The 19,187-nt window shown below is 47.5% G+C and carries 14 protein-coding genes; 5 read left to right on the top strand and 9 right to left on the bottom strand.

Annotated elements, in window-relative coordinates; genetic code table 11:
• Nucleotide 1: 1 nt before the first annotated feature.
• From icmH to tssB, 9 genes are read right to left on the bottom strand one after another with little or no spacing between them, the layout of a single operon-like run.
• Nucleotides 2-769 carry a type IVB secretion system protein IcmH/DotU gene (icmH, locus tag Xbed_RS13125; RefSeq protein WP_086113367.1) on the bottom strand — a complete coding sequence of 256 codons (768 nt, stop codon included), beginning with the start codon at nucleotides 767-769 and terminating at the stop codon, nucleotides 2-4.
• A gap of 2 nt (nucleotides 770-771) precedes the next feature.
• The gene (gene tssK, locus Xbed_RS13130) at nucleotides 772-2,139 is read right to left on the bottom strand and encodes a type VI secretion system baseplate subunit TssK (RefSeq protein ID WP_086113368.1); all 1,368 of its coding nucleotides are present in this window, start codon (nucleotides 2,137-2,139) and stop codon (nucleotides 772-774) included.
• Nucleotides 2,140-2,141: 2 nt separating this feature from the next.
• On the bottom strand, nucleotides 2,142-2,696 hold the full coding sequence (gene tssJ / locus Xbed_RS13135) for a type VI secretion system lipoprotein TssJ (RefSeq protein ID WP_086113369.1): 555 nt from the start codon (nucleotides 2,694-2,696) through the stop codon (nucleotides 2,142-2,144).
• Nucleotides 2,680-3,975, bottom strand: coding sequence for a type VI secretion system-associated FHA domain protein TagH (gene tagH, locus Xbed_RS13140; protein WP_086113370.1), 1,296 nt, complete (start codon nucleotides 3,973-3,975; stop codon nucleotides 2,680-2,682). The genes tssJ and tagH overlap by 17 nt, the downstream gene beginning before the upstream one ends.
• A 5-nt stretch (nucleotides 3,976-3,980) precedes the next feature.
• Nucleotides 3,981-5,033, bottom strand: a complete 1,053-nt coding sequence (gene tssG, locus Xbed_RS13145) for a type VI secretion system baseplate subunit TssG (protein ID WP_086113371.1) — start codon at nucleotides 5,031-5,033, stop codon at nucleotides 3,981-3,983.
• Nucleotides 4,997-6,829: a type VI secretion system baseplate subunit TssF gene (gene tssF / locus Xbed_RS13150; RefSeq protein ID WP_086113372.1), complete on the bottom strand. Its 1,833-nt coding sequence runs from the start codon at nucleotides 6,827-6,829 to the stop codon at nucleotides 4,997-4,999. The genes tssG and tssF overlap by 37 nt, the downstream gene beginning before the upstream one ends.
• Nucleotides 6,830-7,270 (bottom strand): type VI secretion system baseplate subunit TssE, encoded by a 441-nt coding sequence (gene tssE, locus Xbed_RS13155; RefSeq protein ID WP_086113373.1) that lies wholly within the window; start codon nucleotides 7,268-7,270, stop codon nucleotides 6,830-6,832.
• Nucleotides 7,271-7,272: 2 nt separating this feature from the next.
• Nucleotides 7,273-8,751, bottom strand: a complete 1,479-nt coding sequence (gene tssC, locus Xbed_RS13160; RefSeq protein WP_086113374.1) for a type VI secretion system contractile sheath large subunit — start codon at nucleotides 8,749-8,751, stop codon at nucleotides 7,273-7,275.
• 20 nt (nucleotides 8,752-8,771) lie between these two features.
• Nucleotides 8,772-9,269 (bottom strand): type VI secretion system contractile sheath small subunit, encoded by a 498-nt coding sequence (tssB, locus tag Xbed_RS13165; protein WP_086113375.1) that lies wholly within the window; start codon nucleotides 9,267-9,269, stop codon nucleotides 8,772-8,774.
• A 931-nt stretch (nucleotides 9,270-10,200) separates the two neighbouring features.
• Between tssB and Xbed_RS13170 the strand changes: the two genes are divergently transcribed.
• The 5 genes from Xbed_RS13170 to Xbed_RS13190 all read left to right on the top strand — a co-directional run bounded on the left by Xbed_RS13170 (nucleotide 10,201) and on the right by Xbed_RS13190 (nucleotide 18,982).
• Complete coding sequence (locus Xbed_RS13170) at nucleotides 10,201-10,719, top strand: Hcp family type VI secretion system effector (RefSeq protein WP_086113376.1); 519 nt, start codon at nucleotides 10,201-10,203, stop codon at nucleotides 10,717-10,719.
• 629 nt (nucleotides 10,720-11,348) lie between these two features.
• Nucleotides 11,349-13,061, top strand: a complete 1,713-nt coding sequence (locus tag Xbed_RS13175) for a ShlB/FhaC/HecB family hemolysin secretion/activation protein (protein WP_086113377.1) — start codon at nucleotides 11,349-11,351, stop codon at nucleotides 13,059-13,061.
• A 105-nt stretch (nucleotides 13,062-13,166) separates the two neighbouring features.
• Nucleotides 13,167-17,558 (top strand): hemagglutinin repeat-containing protein, encoded by a 4,392-nt coding sequence (locus Xbed_RS13180; RefSeq protein WP_086113378.1) that lies wholly within the window; start codon nucleotides 13,167-13,169, stop codon nucleotides 17,556-17,558.
• A 158-nt stretch (nucleotides 17,559-17,716) separates the two neighbouring features.
• A complete protein-coding gene (gene yhjD / locus Xbed_RS13185; RefSeq protein WP_086113379.1) occupies nucleotides 17,717-18,694 on the top strand; it encodes an inner membrane protein YhjD in 978 nt (325 codons plus the stop codon).
• 81 nt (nucleotides 18,695-18,775) lie between these two features.
• On the top strand, nucleotides 18,776-18,982 hold the full coding sequence (locus tag Xbed_RS13190) for a 2-hydroxymuconate tautomerase family protein (protein ID WP_086113380.1): 207 nt from the start codon (nucleotides 18,776-18,778) through the stop codon (nucleotides 18,980-18,982).
• The last annotated feature ends 205 nt before the right edge of the window (nucleotides 18,983-19,187 follow it).

Consider the following 19,187-nt stretch of genomic DNA (forward strand, 5'->3'; position numbering starts at 1 on the left):
CCTATCTCAATAAGTTACTTAGCTGCTTTAATATGTCTTGTGTCTGATCACCGAGGCGAATGGCATAGAAGCTGTAAATGGCCACCAGCAAACCTGCGCTGATAAAAAACAGGTGCTTGATGGTCCACCGTCTGCTCAGGCGATAACGCGCATCACTCTCGTTGATATTGACATACAGCGTGGTGGGCGGAGCCTCTCCGCGCAGTGAGTGGAGCTGTTGCTGCAAGCGGCGGAACAGGCGTTCAAAGTCATCGCTTTTCTGGGTGCTGACTTTGTAACGGCCGCGATATCCCAGACACAGGCAGAGGTAAATGAACTCCAGCAGGTGCTGGTAGCGCTGGGCCTCTCCCATCAAGCGCTCAAGCAATACGAAGACTTTTTCACCTCCCCACGTTTCATTGTGGAAGTGCACCAGCAGTGATTGCTTCAACCAACCATTCTGACTGTTCCAACCGTGCCCCAACGCCGTTTCATCAATGAAGGTGCACAGTACGTAACGGAATGAAACAATCGCGCCGGGTTCATAACCCTTGGTTTGCAGAAACTGCTCAATAGCCCGAATGTCAGTCACAACCTGTTGGTAAAGTTTGTCCGGCAGTGCCTGATCATTCATGTCCTGCAAACGCAGAACCATTCCCAACAAAGGGGTGGCAGCATCGATCATGGGATTGAGGCTTTCACCACGCAACGGTAGCTGGTACTGGCGCTGAAACGTTTTCAGCGTTTCAGGCTTTTCCAGCGACAAACTGTCAACATTGATATCACTCATGATTATTCCTTACCGCCCCTGATAGCCCAGAGCTGCATATCTAAGTCCGGGAAATCCCCTGATACGTGGAACGCGATGGAATTTCCCTGCTGGATCTCTTTCCATGCCGGACTTTTCTGATCCAGACGGAAGTAGGTATATCCGGAGTGATACGGCAACTGGCGAGGCGCGGCGGACAGGGCAATCAGTGGCACACCCGGCAACTGGACGCTGACCAGATCGCGAATTCTTTCCATCGAAGTGACTTTGGTTTGCTGGACGAATTGACGACGCAATTGTTCCTGCGGCGTGCTGGCGCTGATTGCCAGCACAAATTCGGCTTTACGCAACAGATCGTTGTCGTGGAGGGTTGCCACACGAATGCCACCTTCGTTCTGTTTCAGTGCAATCGATGTTGCGCGCGGTGTCAGAACCACGTTCAAGGCATCACGGATGGCGTGCATCGCATCCTGAAAGGTATCGGTCAGGTTGTTGTGATCATAGGCCAGTAGATTTCCCGGCAAACGGCTGGCATCCGTGAAGGTTCTCAGTTCACCACAGGTCTGGAGCAGCTCGGTATATAAATGCAGTGGGTGCAGGACGGTCTGTTTTGCATAATGGTTGAACAACGGCTGAACGCGGTTCAGCAATTGCAGCATCATAAACTCTGCCACATCCGCAACCCCTTGCTGACCCGGTGAGCCGATGCGTTTGGCCAGTGATCTTGAGCGTTCGGTCAACAGGCCATCGATTTCCACCATGAAACGCTTAAGTTTGTCGGCGACAAAAATCGACAAACAGGTCGGGATATAGTCGTTATCCAGCACGATATTGCCATTTTTTTGCTTTTCTTTGATGCGGCACACGGGGATCGCGGTGTAGGCACTCATATCCTCGGAGCCTTGCATCAGGACCGGCGTCAATTGAGCCAGAGTCAGCACGGAGGCATCACCGCCCTTGGTATGCAGGTCACGGATATCCGTCGGCAGTTCCCGATAACGCACCGCACTCTTCACTTCTGCATTCTTGATGTCGATATCCTGATCAGCAATTTCCCGGATGGTATCGCTGGTCATGGGTAACGCCAGATAGATATCTTTGCTTTTCAGGTCATTGAAGTTTTCGATATCCAGCGGTTTTGGCAGCAAATCCTGGCTGGGCGCGGAAAACAGGGTGCCATCAGGCATGATGCCGCTGGCTTCGGTAATCCCTATGCGTCCCAGTTTAAGCAGATCATCATTGATGCTCAGGGAGCTGAAACCATGAGCATAAGGTGTCAATATTGAAACCAGGCTATGGGCCAAATAATCAATGTGTTTTTGTTGTTGTTGAAAATGTTGTGGCTTGATGAATAACCCTTCGTGCCAAATCACCCGATTTTTACCTGGCATGATTACTCCTCCTCTTTTCTAAGTTCGACGTCGTTATTTCTGACATGCACCAAGATGTGATAATGGCGGCCAATGTCTTTTACTCGGATGATCTTTTTCCATTCAGATTGGTTTGCATCTGCATAGTGAACGATGACACCGATGTAACGGTTTTTCTTTTCCAGTGTAATGGCTTCCAGAGGCTTGTATTGCCCTGGCAGCAGGGTGTAATCCTGATGATCGATATAGTTTTTCCCCAGTGCCTTTTCGAGTTTGTCGCTTTCAAGCTGGTCGTAATCCGCCGCCAGAAAACGGGAATCTTCACTGAGGTAAACCAGATTCATCTCAACCGGTGCCGCTTCACCACTCTCATTGGGGTTAATGTCGGATTCGGCCAGCAAGATGATGTTGGCAACAGAAGCCTGCTCATCGGGTTTACCTACCGGTGTGGAAGGGTCCCAGATAACCTGACCGACTTTCTTTGTTGCGTTCCATGCACTGCTACAGCCGTTTAGCAACATCACTGACAGCAATAAAATCCCTACAGCCCATAGACGGCGACTAGCGGAATGTATCATTGCCGGATTCCTCCAAGCCCTGACGCAATGCGCGGTCATAAGCCTGCTCATACACCTCGCGGAATAATTTTTCGAACCCTTGCTGGCGGCTGGACGCTAATTCCCGGTAATAGTTGGTGTACATTTCCCATGCCCAGGAAGCGTCTTTATCCCTGACTTCGTTGCTACGACGGTAATGTGAGAAACGACGGAGCAATTGGTCGGGAGAAAAGGCTTCCAGCATGGTGTCCAGCGCGGCAGAAATGGCCGTCCGGTTGGCCTGATAGTGCAGTTGCAGGTTTTGCAGGCTTTCTGCGACCGCCGCCGGCGCGGACAAGTGAACGGGGCTTTTCTGATCCGAGAACATCACCTGCATGGTCGTGTCATAATCCATGTTCAGGCGCAACGGGTTATCTTCGATAGGACGAAGCTGTTTATCACGCAACCCATGTTGTTCGCGCTGAAGCGCCAATAGCCCTTCAATGGCGGCTTTCATGGTTTTGCCCATCTCTTGCAGAAAATCATTCGCCTGCTGGCTGTCGTGCAAAGGCAGGCGCGCTTCCAGCCCACGCATGAGAGGGGTAATGGCAACATGATCAACATCCCGATCTTCGTATTGCCGAGCGGAAGCGATATCCGGTAAATCAAGGAACTCCTGATCCATAACACTGCCTCGGTTATCAGAAATAGGGTTAGCAAATGGGGGTGATTGATAATGATCCGGCGGCAAAAGTTGTTCCGTATCATCAGCCTCAACCTGAGGTTTCAATGTGGTCAGGCTCTCGCTATCAAGTACCCGGAGGGGATCATCACTGAAACGGTGCATCACTGTCGGGGCAATGCTTTCATCGTGGGCAAACACCGATTTCTGTGCCGTTGTCCCTTCCATCATGGCATCCAGCGGATTGCTGTAACTGGAAACCAGTGATTCCGGGGATACCGTTGAAGGGTCAATGCGATCGATTTCAGACAAACTGATGTGGATCTTGATCGACAAATGCCCCACTTTGATTTGATCGCCTTGTTGTAACAGGATCAAACCCGACTCAGAGGTCAGAGTGGCATTGTTGATTTGCACCGGTTCAGCCAGCACTTGCAGGCAAAATGCGCCATCCTGCCACTTAATGGCGAATTGTGATGGGTGGATATTGCCCTGCTGATCCTGCACAGACCAAAGGTGGCTTTCACTGCTGCCGACCGTACCGCCCTGTGTCGAGAACTGGCAATTGGCGGCTTTACCACTTTCAAGCTGTTCACTGTTAAGCACCCGCAATGAAAGGATGGGTTGATGTTTTTCCATGGTCGTTATTCCATAACTGAAATTGTGACAGAGGGTTTCTGTTCCGGTTCGCCGAGAAAACTGGTCCACCCCAGATGGTTATTCTGCTTCGCCCCCAATACCATGCCGCCGGCCTGGTTTTCAGCCAGACCCAGGCGCAATTCCCAGGCGAGCTGGCTGCGCATGACAAAAGAAATGAACATCACCAACGGGAAATAGTTTTTGCCATCGGGCAGGAATGAGAGAAACCGCTCACGTGGCAGGTTGTTGATACTGAGCAGAAATTTACCGCTGTAATCCCCAACCCAAGAACCGATGGTGAAGTTTTCCCCCATGACAGACAGCTCTTTATCGCTGGTGCCCTGACCTGTAGTCATCCCCCCCAGACGATTCTGCTGTGCTTTCGAGATGGTGACTCGCCTGAATTGCCAACCGTCCAGCGTGACGTCCTGCAAATCAAAACAGTGGGAAACCAGGCTGCATATCACTTCTGGTGAGCGTCCGGGGCTTGCCAGCAAGCCGGCATACGCCAGCATTTTGCTGTGATTGATGTTCAGCATCCGGCGGTTGACATCACTGCCCAACCCCACGAGAGAGAACATGCGTTGGGAAAAGCCATCTTCCCCGCCCTTTTTGAAGCAGATGTAATAGCGATATTTCCGCCAGACCTGATGTAAGATCGTAATTAAGCGATGGTTGAAAACGTTGAGAAAATCCGTCAGCCGGTTTTCCCCCTGAGCATCTTCCCATGCCAGTGAATCCAGATAAAAACCTGGCATCGGGGACTGGCTGCCGTGCAATCCCAAAAAGGAGACTTCCAGATCGAAGTATCCCTTCTTGGACTGTGCGAGCGAGATGACGTCACGCGTCGGAAATGCCAGACTGGCACTGGAGCGGAAACGGACAGACTCCCGATCGGCGCGATCTGTTTCTCCGGTTTTCTCCCACGCGACGGCCAATTGGTTAAGTAACTCGACCAACTGGTAAAAGTTGTAGCGTGAGATATCCAATACCAGCGGGGTGGCAGGATCTTGCTCAGTGATTACATCAACGAGTGTTGACCTATCTGTACCGGCCATTCATAACACTCCTGATTATCTAAATTGATGACCTTCAACATATGAAAGGCATTGACGCTGGCATACAGTGAGAAAAACCGCGATAGGATCGTACAGAACAGATAAAGCTCACCTTCTGAGCTGAATGCCTGTTGCCGGATATACAGCGTTGAGCGCAATCCACGCACCGGCTGACCACGGAACAGACGATCTGTCGGCTCTGTTTCAATCTTTTCAATGGCATCAAGCCGTTTCTGTGATGAACGTTTGGACTGTCGATTGTGAATGCTGGGGAAATCGTAAGTACGCAACACCTGTTTCAGGGCATCCTTATCCAGCAGTGACATATAGTTCAGCGACATATTTGACAGCAGTGACCAGTGCAAACCGCCATCCATCAGAGGATAGAGCGGCACTGACGGCCGGGTGATATTGCGGAATGTCGCAAAGGTCGGGCTGCCGTTTGAAGGATAATTAATGTCGCCCACACGCAGTTCCAGCGGCATTTCACGGTTGGTACAGGTCAGGCTGACAGAAACGCTCTCTTCCAGCCCAAGTCTGAGCAGCTCGGATTCATCTCCCCGCACAAATGAGATGAAATGTTCCAATCCCTTGCGGAAAGGCGATTCTTTCACCCGAAGGCGGTAATAACGCATTGAGCGTTCGTCTTCATCATCAATCTGGTGATTGAAGCTCTCAAACGCGGTATAGACGCGCGAGCCAGGACGGGCACGGCTACGTTCACCCTTTTCGCCGGTCAGCCAGCTTTCCGCACCGTCAACAGAGAAAATGTCGTAGTTATCCGGGAAACTGTAGCTGGCCTTTAAGGGATATTCAGTCTGGCTGCCATTAAGTTCAATCGCTTCACTGTCCATCGGGAACAGGTTGATTGCCGGCGTACAGTGCAGACGGAAAGTATCCTGACGGATTTTGGCTTCCGGTGGCAGGGCCTGAGAAAAATGTAAATTCAGTTTGAAATCTTTGGTCTTGAGATCTTCAGGCAGTGTTGGGAAGCCGGTCACATCAAAGAACAGGAAACTTTCTGCAAAACAGAAATACTCCTGCAAAATGCGATACCCCATATAAGCATTTTTCGGGTAAGGCAACAGCGCATCTTCCCGCTCAAATCCCACCGGCCTAAAATCAAACTTCGGCAGGCGGATCACGGTATCTCCCACCACCAGTTCGGCTTTTTTGAAGTAATAGCAGATCCAGAAATAGAGCTGGGAAGTGGTATAGTCATCACCACTCAGATAAAAGCGCAGTTTGCCCAGTTCCAATTCATGCAGGTTCAGATCCGTTTTTGACGTAAAATTCAGGCTGATGATCCCATTCTCATTACTGTTATTGACCGCGATGTCACGAATGGAAAACGGAAACAGCCACACATCGCGGCAAAGCGTGAAGGTGCATCGGCCATGATCGTCTTTCTTGCCACCCGATTTTTCGTCCGAATAAATATCATCCTGAGTTGACAGCGAGTGGCTCATAATCTGTGTGCCACGCTTAACCTGCGTTGCTTTCGTCACCACGCTCTCATCGGGGGTATACTCAATGATGGTCATGCTGGGGGTGGGGCGCAGATAGTTCGGCCACAGCATATTCAGCAGGCCATGGGTCAATTCAGGGAACTGATCATCAATCTTTGCCCGCAGGTTGCCTGTCAGGAACGCAAACCCTTCAAGCAAACGCTCAACGTCGGGATCAGAACCTTGTTCTGAAAGAAATGAGGCAAGATGAGGACGCTCAACTGCGGCTTCTTTTCCCAGTTGTCGCAAATAATTCAACTCATCTCTGAAATATTTTTCAAATGACATTTATTGGGTTCGCTCCAGGCAATAGCGTCGGTTGTTATCCAACTGGATGCTGAATTCCACCAGATCGTTGATATCATCCAGAGAAATTTCAGCGCTGATATGGAAACTCAGCAGCAATGGATCTGAATCATCATGGATGGCACTGACAGAAACCGCTGCTATTCTGGGTTCATAATTTCTGATGCACTCTTCAATCGCCTCTTCGATGCTTTGTTTGAAATCCACCGACGTTGCGGTCGCGTCATTGAGATCAATGACACCCAATTCAATGGCACTTTGGCACGCACCGGGGCGGGAATTCAGAACCTTATTCAAATGCTTCTTGATAGAGTCAAGCAGTGCACGCATCCTTGATTGACGGGAAGAGCCGTAGCCCTTCCCTTGAATGCGCTCAAACAGACTGGCAGAGCTGCCTCTGTTCCAACTGTACAGCGCAGCCATAATTATTCCTTATCCAAACGGCCAACCAGCGACAGTTCGAAACTGGCACCCATGTATTTGAAGTGCGGACGAACCTGCATCGCAACCTGATACCAACCTGGATCACCTTCAACATCCAGTACCTTGATTTCCGCTGCACGCAGAGGACGGCGGCTACGAACGTCAGTCGGTGGGTTTTCCTGATCAGCAATGTACTGTTTCAGCCACATGTTCAGTTCGCGCTCCAGATCCTGACGCTCTTTCCAAGAGCCGATCTGTTCACGTTGCAACACTTTGATGTAGTGAGCCAGACGGTTGATGATGAACATGTACGGAAGCTGTGTACCCAACTTGTAGTTGGTTTCCGCAATTTTCCCTTCACGGGTATTCGGGAAAACTTTTGGCTTCTGAACGGAGTTTGCCGAGAAGAATGCCGCGTTATCGCTGCCCTTGCGCATGGTCAGGGTGATAAAGCCTTCCTCAGCCAGTTCAAATTCACGACGGTCAGTGATCAGAACTTCAGTCGGGATCTTCGCCTGAACCTGACCCATGGCTTCGTACAGGTGAACCGGCAGGTCGCTCACCGCACCACCGCTCTGTGGACCGATGATGTTCGGGCACCAGCGATATTTCGCGAAGCTGTCGGTCAGACAACTTGCCAGCAGGTACGCCGTGTTGCCCCACAGGAAGTGCTCATGGTCACGGCTGACATTTTCCTGATAGTTGAAGTTCTTGATGGGATTTTCAACATTGGAATAAGGCAGACGCAGCAAGAAACGCGGTGCGGTCAGGCCTAAGTAACGGGAATCTTCGGATTCACGCAGTGCACGCCATTTAGTATGTGAAGGACCTTCGAACACCGATTTCAGATCTTTGATGGCAGGCAGGTCGGTAAAGCTGTTAACACCGAAGAATTCAGGTGAAACAGAAGACAGGAATGGCGCATGAGCCATCGCACCGACGGCGCTGACGTACTGCATCAGTTTAATGTCAGGCGTCGTGTTGCCAAACGCATAGTTACCGATGACGGAGGCAATCGGTTCACCACCGAACTGACCGTAGCCTGTGGAGTAAACGTGCTTATAGAAACCAGACTGAATAATTTCAGGAGAGAATTCAAAATCTTCCAGCAACTCATCTTTAGTGGCATGAATGATGTTGATTTTGATGTTCTCGCGGAAATCCGTGCGATCCACGAGAATTTTCAGTGAACGCCAGGAAGATTCCAGTTCCTGAAATGGCTTGGCGTGCAGAACTTCATCCATCTGCTCGCTCAGTTTTTTATCCAACTCAACGATCATTTTATCAACAAGCAGTTTGTTGATAGGTTCTTCATTAGAGCCGGTGTCCAAAATGCTGCCGATAAACGCGGCAACACCTTGCTTCGCGATGTAGTAGCCGTCATTTTCCGGTGTCATTCTCGCTTGGGACATAATCTCATCAAGCAAGGAGGTCGTTGCGCCAGAAGCAATAGCTGTGCTGTTTTCTTGGTGCTGAGCCATTTAAAAATTCCTTTAACCAGTTATTTTTTATTGACGATTTCAAGTTCTTTCAGGAGTTGCTCACGAACGGATTCATCATCCAACAGTGACTGCAAGCGAGCACGAAATGCTGGGATATTTCCCAATGGACCTTTTAATGCAACCAATGCTTCACGAAGTTCGAGAAGTTTATTTAATTCAGGTACTTTCTTCGCGATATTATCTGGTGAAAAATCGCTCAGAGATTTTATTTCCAAATTAACGGGCAGGTCTTCTTCGCTTTTTTCATCAAGACGGTTAGGAACGTTAAAAGTCAGATTAATGTTCGCTTCATTCATGACGGCATTAAAGTTGTTCTTATTGATAGAAACTGTTTGCCGCTCTTCAATTGGCGTATCTTCACTCTTTCCTTTCAAATCCCCGACAACCAGAAGGTTTAGTGGTAATTCAACCTCTGCGGTCTGGTCACCCGTATTAGGAACATACTTAATATTGATTCTTTCTTTCGGAGCTACGCTACCTGGACTATTCTTACTCATATTTGAATCCTTTGGCTAATACAACCATGAACTGTCTAACAACCCATTATTGGTGAGAGAATGATTCCAATGCTTACCCATATAACAAATACAGACGATCTCCCTGAAAAAATAAGGTAAAGAAGACGACTATATTTGTAAGTACGAATAGTTCTATATCAACAAGTTCTATATAAACATAGAGTTAAATAATCAGATATATCCTATCCGGTCGTGGAAATAACATCGATATGAAAAACCGTCAAGTTCGAGTTTGACATTTTATTTTTTTGATGTAAAGCCAAAACACAAATTGATAAAGCCCCCTATTCAAGCTATTAATCTATTTATATAAACACATAGCAAGTTATAAACATTTTTTTCTCCTAATATAGAGAAAAGTTTGGTTTTACTCTCTGTAAGAGTATGTAGACCTATTACCTGTCAATTGTATAAAAAGGAATATTTTTCATTTTCATCTGAATAAAATACCACCGCTGGGGTGTATTTTATAATTACCGTCAATACCATTTTTTATTTCATATTGATTGATTATATATCGCTATATTTTGAATTATTTTCATTTTTTTGATCCAGTTAACACTTTCTGCATGATCATAGAAAACATTTCGGCAAAAAATAAAAAGCACCAATATATCAATCAGTTAAAAATGCAGTAAAGTTGCAGTACAATTTTAAACCAGTTTAACCAGCTTATTTTTTATAAAAACTCAGCCATAAATTTCACAACGGCAATGATTATAAAATTTTTATTTGTCATTGAATTTGAGTACGTATTGCATTTTTCAAATGACTTTGCATTAAACAATTTCAGTCTTATTATTCGCTCCGAGTGTTTGGCAAGCGATAATTTTATTTGATTCAAAATGAGATAATCACGCAAGGAACGAACACTTACACTAATATTGGTAAAATTTTATAGGATATTTATATGCCAACTCCATGTTATATTTCCATCAATGGTAAAACTCAGGGCAACATTACCGCTAGCGCATTCACTGCTGAATCCGTAGGTAATATCTTTGTTCAAGGCCACGAAGACGAAATGCTGGTTCAAGAATTTGACCACATCGTCACTGTTCCAACTGATCCACAGTCCGGACAACCTTCTGGTCAGCGTGCGCATAAGCCATTCCGCTTTACCGTTGCATTAAATAAAGCCGTTCCCCTGCTTTATAACGCATTAGCTTCTGGCGAAATGCTGACGACTGTAGAATTGAAATGGTACCGTACTTCCATCGAAGGTAAACAAGAGCATTTCTTCTCTACTAAACTGGTAGATGCGACTATCGTTGACATCGACTGCAAAATGCCACACTGCCAAGATCCAGCAAAATCTGAATTCACTCAGTTGGTTCGTGTTTCTCTTTCTTACCGTAAGATCGAATGGGAACACACTACCGCCGGGACTTCTGGTTCTGACGACTGGCGTGCGCCTGTTGTTGCTTAATATCTTGCTCATTAAATATTAAGTCATAACTTCTCAGCCAATGAATATTATTCATTGGCTGATTCAATCAGATATTTCTTAAAATTTCCTGCCAATTTGATTTAATTCTCCTTTTTCTCTTCTCTATTTGTTTTTCTGCTTTTTTCCCGCTGTCAAATTTTTATAGCGTCATTATTTTTATGCTGAATAAAGAGGGATGAATACATAATTACGCCCGTGATTAATGGATAATAAATCATCTAGCCAAAAAATAGACCTTATCTCGTGTTTTATCTTCCCGTCTTTTAAGACCCCACCAATATGACATAAGTAAAACTTTTCAATAAAAGAGACAAAGCAAAATGAAGATATTCATTAAAGCGAAATTAAATTTGATTTATATCCTTAACAGTCATATTGGTAATAACCAATATGTGGTATTATAAATCACTAAAAGAAATTTATAACCGCAAATAATAGTTCAGAACAAAAATCAATCGTTAATCAGAGCAAAATAAAATATTTTCTATGCTCTAATGCTGAATTAATAAACCAGGAAGTTTAAAACAAACCCAACACGATACCTTTTCCATCAACTATTGTCGTTTGGGTATATTGTCATTTGGGTATATTGTCATTTGGGTACTCCCATGATTAAAAGGACGACAGTTTTCATTCTATTAGGAACCACTCTTCAGGTAAACGCAGCGCCTGAGGTTCCCAATGCTATTTCCCCGATAAATTTCCCTACCGATGAAACGTTTACGGCAGATGAAGCAAGAAGAACCTTACAGGACAGTTCAAGGGAAATAGATCAATTAATTGAAGAGCGCCGCCATCAGGGGTTAATTAACCGCACAGATAGCGTTTCACCACAAACGGTCTCTCCTGTGCTGGTGGAAGCGCCACCCTGTCTGGCTATCAATGGGGTTTATCTTCAGGGCATTACCCTGCTCTCCCTAAAGGAGCTGAATACCCTCAGTGCCCTACCCGATGGCTGTATCACCAGCAATGACATCAACCGGCTGTCAGCGGAAATCACTAACCTTTATATCGCCAAAGGCTATATTACGGCGCGGGTGCAATTTATTCCCCCCAATGCGAATGGCGAACTGGGCGTCAATGTTGTTGAAGGTTTTGTCGAAGCGATAGAAGGCAGTAGCCGCTGGGTCAATCGCCAAACACTATTCCCGCATTTGACCCATAAGCCACTCAACCTGAATCAGCTTGATCAAGGACTGGATCAGGCAAATCGCCTGCAATCAAACAAAACGACGCTCGATATTCTGCCCGGCACCGTCAATGGTGGTTCTATCGTCAAGCTGCACAATCGGCATTCTTCACCATGGAGAATAACCACCACAACCGATAATTATGGACAAAAAAGCACCGGTAAGTGGATCGCGCGACTCAATGCCAGCATGGATAGCCCACTGGGATTATCTGACTTTGTGAGCCTCAGCGGGGTCAGTACGATGGATAAACCCAATACCCGAGACAATACCCGATACAATCGCGCCTATACCCTGCTCTATTCGATCCCTTATGGGGCAGTCACTGTCAGCGGATTCAACAGCTATTCCCAATACACCAGCCATCCACGTTTACGGATGTATTCCGCCAAATTGCACGGGAATTCGCAGCAAACAGGCATTCGTACTGATTGGGTTTTTCATCGTAATCAGTCGCAAATCAGTACATTAAACACCCAACTGGTTTACAAGGACGCCAATAACTATTTCCAAGACGGCAAAATCGGCGTCAGTAGCCAGACATTGAGTGTTCTCGAACTGAGTATTAACCATTTACAACTCATCCCGTCAGGATTGATCTCCCTCAATATGGGCATTGAGCGGGGAATGCCGTGGTTTGGTGCCCAGACTGCAACCGCTCATCTGAATAAACAATTTACCAAAGGGAAATTTTCCGCCAATTTACAGCAGCGTTTCACGCTCTTTGATATGCCTTACCAATTTAACAGCCAATTTTATGCCCAATACAGCCCAGACGGGCTGCCGGGTGTTGAGTGGATTAATATGACCGATCGCAATGCCGTGCGAGGATTCAGCAAAAAAGGGGCATCGGCTGATAACGGCTGGTATCTGAGGAATACGATTTCCCACTCAATCCCTATTTCTAAAGGCTCGCTTTCGCTGCGTACCGGTGTCGATATCGGGCAGATTAAAGGCTATCGCAGTCAGGATGGCTGGAAAAGCAGTGCCGGATTGAGTGCCGGCCTGACACTGCGCTATCAGCGCCTGCTTGCGGATGTTGAACTGAGCCAAGGTAAATTCCTTTCACACCAAAATAGGAACACGGATGAGCCTATGCAACTGTTAACCCGCTTTTCTTACACTTTTTAGTTTTTTGCACCATTTGATGTTTTTTAACCGCAGTGAATTGTGGGGATGCGGATGATCCCTAGAACACTGTACATGGCAATAAAGAAAGTAGATAAAGGTAATAATATGAAAAGTAAAAGATTTAAGTTATCTCCCACAGGAAAACTCGCGGCTTCCATGGCCATTATCCTGGTCACCTGTTCAGTCAGTTTTGCCGATGGGATTACCCCCGGCGGCGATGCTGCACACAGCCCGGAAGTGATCCAGGCTGACACCGGGGCAACGGTGATCAATATCGTTGCCCCTTCCGACTCAGGGTTATCACATAACCAATATCAGGATTTCAACGTCAATCAAATGGGGGCGGTGTTCAATAACTCGCTGGAGAATGGCGTGTCACAACTGGCAGGAGAATTATCTGCCAACAGCAGCCTCAATGGGCAGGCGGCCAGTGTGATCTTAAATGAGGTGATTAGCCGTAACCCTTCATTCTTGCTCGGTGAACAGGAAGTGTTTGGCATTGCCGCCGATTATGTACTGGCAAACCCGAATGGCATCACCTGTAACGGCTGTGGTTTTATCAATACCAATCAGGCATCTTTGGTGGTCGGTAATCCGCTGGTAGAAAATGGCAGCCTGCAAGGCTTCAGCACATTTGACAATCAAAATGCGCTGGCGATCAGAAACAAGGGCTTATCCCATCATGATGTCCTGAATTTGATTGCGCCCAAAATTAACAGTCATGGTGAAGTCGTTGTCTCAAAAGCGCTCAATATCACAACGGGTAATAATCAGATTGCCGCCGATGGCCGCATTTTGGCTTCTCAGCAAGCGGCTCCTGGCGCACTCGACAGCTATTATTTTGGCAGTATGCAGGCCGGCCGCATTCGTCTGCTGAACACAGCGGAAGGAAGCGGGGTCAATTTACAGGGCAAAATGACCGCCGATGATGGCATTGATATTGAATCCTACGGCGATGTGGCGTTGAAATCGGCGGCGCTAAAAGGCGGGGATATCACCTTGAAAGGCAAGAATGTGCTGTCTCAAGGAGACCTGCACCCATCTTCACCAGAAAAAACAGGCAGTGATAAGCAAAACAGATTCAGTGGTGTTTATACCGAAAAAGAGCAAATCAGTGAATCTGTTGCCCGTACCCAACTGGTCGGCAAAAACATCACACTGGTTGCCAAACAAAACAATCACGTCATGGCAACGGATATTGACGGGGATAATATCAAACTGACCGGCGCCAACCTGAAACTGGATGGGCAACGGCTTCATCAACTTGACCGTAGCACCAACAATCAATGGGAAGTGTTCTGGCAGTACGATGTCACCCATAAGAATGAAAAATATCAGTACGAAGGCAATACCCTCAACGCGCGTGACAATGTTCATCTGACCGCCAGTGAAGGCAATGCAGAAGTCCTTGGCAGCAAGATCAAAGCGGGTAATAAGTTGTCGATCTCTGCCCAGCAAGATGTGAAACTGGCAGGACTGGTGGAAACAGAAACGACCTCAGAGAAGGGATATAAAAAGAACCATCGGGCTTCATTGCAAACGGGTCACTGGAACAAGGTCAATACCACGCAAAGAAGTACCGGCAATGCGTTGAGTTCTGGCGGGGATTTAGGCATCGAAGCGAAAGGCAATGCCGACATTACCGGAACTCACATTAACTCAGGCAAAAACCTGATTGTTTCTGCCGGTCAGCAGGTCAATATTACGGTTCAATCCCTCGTTGATGATCAAATTCTTGATAAGGATAAAACTTACTGGGGCGGTATTGCGGGTGGCAGCAAGAAAGATAATCGCGACAAAGCAGAAACTCATCATATTTCCGACGTGACGGCGGGCGGACATTTGCTGCTGACGGGCAGAAATGGGGTCACCATTACGGGCAGTAAAGTCAAAGCGCAAAAAGGCGCCTATGTTGAGGCCAATGACGGGCAATTAACTATCGATAACGCGGTCAGCCACACGTATAAAGAGGTGGATGAGAGAAAGGGAACCCTCTTTAACATCACTAAAAATACAAATCAAGAGCACAACACACAGCAGAAATCTTCCGGCAGTCATTTGATTTCTGATACCGATCTGAAATTACTCAGCAATAAAGATATCAACATTATTGACAGCCTGGCAAAAAGTGCCGGCGAACTGCAATTAAACACGTCGGGCAACATCAATGTTCTGAATTATGCTGAGAAAAATCGCTCCCAACAGGAAAAAACTAACCTTGACTGGCAGTACTACGCCAAGGATATGAAAGATAAACAATATCGTGCTGGCGTGGGTTTTGAACACATCATTGATAAACAGACAGATGAAATCATCACACAACGCCCGTCAGAACTGAGTGGGAGTAACCTCACCATCAATGCTGGCAAAGATGTCACCATGACGGGCTCCAAACTGGTCACGACACAGGGCGGCGCGAAAATCACCGGGGATAACATTGCGTTGCTGGCTGGAAAAAACAGCACATCAACCGCAACATCTCAAGAAAAACTTCGTAGCAGTGTGTTTGTCACTGGCGGCATGGATAAACTCGGTAGCGGCGTTGAAGGAAACTACAACAGCAACGGGAAATCCCAAGGTCAGACTACGGCAGAAGTGGCGAAAACTCAGGTCACCGGCAACCTTGAGCTTAATGCAATGGGTGAGTTGAAGCAGCAGGGGACGGATCATCAAGTACAAGGCGCCTATCAGGCCAACGCCGGCAGCATTAAGAATGTTGCAACGGAAAATACAGAATCCAGCTCAACCCATCAATTAGACGTCGGTGGAGAGATCAGCGGAACGGCCGATTACAGTGCAACAACCCGCCCGGTGGAAAAAACCGCCAAGGCCGCCGCAGAGAAAAAACTGGATACGGCTATCACGAAAACGGGTCTGCCTAATGCCGGTCTTGAACTGGCGATGAATGGCAACAGCCATGATACCCACAACCATCAGTCCAAAGCGGTGGTGACTCGCATTAATGCCGACGATATCAAAGTCACAACCAACGGTGACGTCCATGATCAAGGTACACAATATCAAGCCAATAAAGGCGGTGTCTCGCTGACTGCCGGTAGCCATACCAGTGACGCGGCATTCAACCGCCAAAACACGCATACCTCTGACACCAAAGGCGATGCCAGTTTGCGGGTCTACACCACCACGGGGGCAGATATTTCCGTCAACGGCAAAGGCAGCGGCAGCCATCAGGAAACATCCAACAACAATACCCACGCCGTCACCGGCAGCATCAACGCCCAAAACGGCATTCATGTTCAGGTGACCCGCGATGCACGCTACCAAGGCACATCAATGGATGCGGGCAAAGGTTCCACCAACGTTAATGCCGGTGGCAATATTCAGTTCAATCAAGCCACCCATAGGAATAAGCAACAAAGCCATGGTTACAATGGTGAAATTTCCCTGACCGTAGGCACCAACCCTGATGGCAAAAATTTCAGTGGCAGCCTCGGTGGCGGTTATCACACCGACAATAAAAATGACACGACTGCGCAGACCAGCAATATCACGGGCGGGCAAGGTGTCAATCTGAATGCGGGCAATAATCTGGCATTACAAGGTGCCAACGTTTCTGGCAAACAGGTAGATTTAACGGCACAGCGTGGAAAAATCGAACTGACTTCGGCCCAAGACACAGCCAACGCCAATGGCTGGAACTTCGGCGCTAAAGCGAAAGGTGGCATGTCTTCCACCGTCCGCAAAAATGAAGGGGGTCATGGCGCGGCAGGCGAGAACGCCACAACGGACGATTCCGCTAACAACATCACCGACAGAAAATATAACATGGGGGGTGAAGTGAAATTCGGCGTCAACCATCTGGCTCAAACCACTCACCATAACGCTCAGGTTTCTGGCGGCAATGTCGTGCTGACCAGTGCAGGAGACACTTCACTCAAAGGCGCGAATGTGACTGCGGATCAGGTCACGGGTAAAGTCGGTGGCAATTTCAAGGCCGAAAGCCTCAAAGACAGCACCCATAGCCTGAATGTAGGTCTGGATGCGGGTTTGGGTTATAGCAAAACCGTCAAAGGAGATAATCCTGCTAAACCGACTGTTCCTGCCGCCAATACGACTCCCGAAGGTAAGGCACCCAGTTTGAAAGATCAACTGACAGCCGCTTTCAAGGGTTACAATGGCAAACTCAACGGCCATTACGATACCCTCGATCGGGAAGCTGTGGGTCAACAAACCGCGCTGACGGGAACTCAAGGGGTGAATCTGGATGTCTCTGGAACCACGCATTTAGTCGGCAGCAAGATTGACAGTGCACAAGGTTCTGTCGCGCTGAATACCTCGCACATTCATCAACAATCTGTCGCGGGATACGACAAGAGCAAAAACTTGGGTGTTAACCTACCCGATTCCATCGCCAGTCTGGCCGTCTCTGCACAAAAAGATGTTTTCTCCGGTAAAGTCCCTTTTGTAAAAAATGAAGGTCACGATACTGAGCTTTCCGCTGTCCACAGTGAAGTTAAAGGTCGTCAATTCGATTGATTAGCATAATCAACAATTGATCTTCGGTACGGTAGCCAATATCAGGCTACCGTATTTCTTCGAATTCTCTCACAGGTTGCCTTTTCCATTTTGCCTGTTACTCTTTTTTCCCATAGGTAACGAGTAATATCAGGCACGACCAGACTTAAGGGGATGCAATGCCAAGTGACCATAAAAACAGGGAACAATTCAATCCGGAAAACCACCGCACACCGCTGGAGAAAGGGCTTCATGGCAGTAAAAAAGCGCTTTCCCTGACGATCCGCATTGGCAACGCCATCCGCCGTATTCCTTTTATCGCCCATTTGATTCGGGCAGCACAACGCTTCAACGATCGGATGGGCAGCCAGTTTGGTGCCGCGATCACCTATTTTTCATTTCTATCCTTAATCCCAATCCTGATGCTCTCTTTTGCCATCGCGGGTTTTGTGCTGGCTTCCAATCCTGACTTGCTGGCCCGTTTGATCAGCGGCATCGCCAATAGCATCAGTGACCCCACCCTTGCCAATACACTGAAAAACAGCGTAGACACTGCGGTTAACCAGAGAACAACCGTCGGATTGACCGGTCTGGCCATCGCCCTCTATTCGGGCGTGAACTGGGTGGGAAATTTACGCGAAGCGATCCTCGCCCAATCCCGTGACGTTTGGGAACGCAATCATGAAGATAAGGAAAAAATCTACTTTCAGTATATCCGTGATGTTTTTTCCCTCTTCGGACTCCTGTTTGCCTTGGTGATGACCCTTTCGCTGACCTCCATTGCCGGTTCTGCCCAAGCCACCATCGTCCATGCCCTCGGATTGGAAGGCATAGAATGGCTCCGCCCCGCATGGACATCCATTGGCTTGATGATTTCCATTTCTGCCAATTATTTGTTATTCCTGTGGATATTGTGGATCTTGCCGCGTCATCGCCCTGAAAGAACCGCGCTGTTCAAAGGCACCTTAATGGCCGCGATGGGGTTTGAAGTCATCAAATCGATTATGACCATGATGCTGCCACGCCTTGCCAGTTCACCTTCCGGCGCCGCTTTTGGCTCCGTGATTGGCTTAATGGCATTTTTCTATTTCTTTGCCCGACTGACGTTGTTTTGCGCCGCATGGATTGCCACGGCGGAAGAGAAGAAAGCTCAGTAGACATCCACATACCAATAAGCCAGACTGTTTTTTTGCTGTACCTACTTGTTACTTATAACAAACCCAAAAAGGAGTCATTTTATGCCATTTGTGAACATCAAAATTACCCGTGAAGGCGCAACTGCTGAACAGAAAAAACAACTGATTGAAGGTGCAACTCAGTTGCTGGTGGATGTCCTTGGGAAAAACCCTGCAACAACGGTTGTCATCATTGATGAAGTCGAAACCGATAACTGGGGAATTGGGGGTAAGAACGTCACTGAGTTGAGAGCCGCAGCGAAGAAGTAAGCAGAGGTTGCCCGTGCAAAAATCAGCGAGTCATTTGACTGGCTGATTTTTTAATTGTCCCAACGAAGTCAGATAATACAATAAGCCCGCAATACCTAATCCGCCGATTGAGAAAAACAGATAACTATATTTATCTTCAAAATTGGTTAGCAAGCCAAAATAAACCAGTACTATCAATGAGCCAGCGCTAAGGGTTATGAGCAAA

It is taken from the genome of Xenorhabdus beddingii, from assembly GCF_002127545.1.
GTDB lineage: Bacteria > Pseudomonadota > Gammaproteobacteria > Enterobacterales > Enterobacteriaceae > Xenorhabdus > Xenorhabdus beddingii.

Bases quoted from the DNA above. Each gene is read 5' to 3' on its own strand.
- tssF (WP_086113372.1), bottom strand. From the start codon at position 6,829: ATGTCATTTGAAAAATATTTCAGAGATGAGTTGAATTATTTGCGACAA.
- tssB (WP_086113375.1), bottom strand. From the start codon at position 9,269: ATGAGTAAGAATAGTCCAGGTAGCGTAGCTCCGAAAGAAAGAATCAAT.
- tssJ (WP_086113369.1), bottom strand. From the start codon at position 2,696: ATGATACATTCCGCTAGTCGCCGTCTATGGGCTGTAGGGATTTTATTG.
- Xbed_RS13180 (WP_086113378.1), top strand. From the start codon at position 13,167: ATGAAAAGTAAAAGATTTAAGTTATCTCCCACAGGAAAACTCGCGGCT.
- Xbed_RS13190 (WP_086113380.1), top strand. From the start codon at position 18,776: ATGCCATTTGTGAACATCAAAATTACCCGTGAAGGCGCAACTGCTGAA.
- Xbed_RS13170 (WP_086113376.1), top strand. From the start codon at position 10,201: ATGCCAACTCCATGTTATATTTCCATCAATGGTAAAACTCAGGGCAAC.
- tssE (WP_086113373.1), bottom strand. From the start codon at position 7,270: ATGGCTGCGCTGTACAGTTGGAACAGAGGCAGCTCTGCCAGTCTGTTT.
- yhjD (WP_086113379.1), top strand. From the start codon at position 17,717: ATGCCAAGTGACCATAAAAACAGGGAACAATTCAATCCGGAAAACCAC.
- tssK (WP_086113368.1), bottom strand. From the start codon at position 2,139: ATGCCAGGTAAAAATCGGGTGATTTGGCACGAAGGGTTATTCATCAAG.
- icmH (WP_086113367.1), bottom strand. From the start codon at position 769: ATGAGTGATATCAATGTTGACAGTTTGTCGCTGGAAAAGCCTGAAACG.
- tssC (WP_086113374.1), bottom strand. From the start codon at position 8,751: ATGGCTCAGCACCAAGAAAACAGCACAGCTATTGCTTCTGGCGCAACG.
- tagH (WP_086113370.1), bottom strand. From the start codon at position 3,975: ATGGAAAAACATCAACCCATCCTTTCATTGCGGGTGCTTAACAGTGAA.
- tssG (WP_086113371.1), bottom strand. From the start codon at position 5,033: ATGGCCGGTACAGATAGGTCAACACTCGTTGATGTAATCACTGAGCAA.
- Xbed_RS13175 (WP_086113377.1), top strand. From the start codon at position 11,349: ATGATTAAAAGGACGACAGTTTTCATTCTATTAGGAACCACTCTTCAG.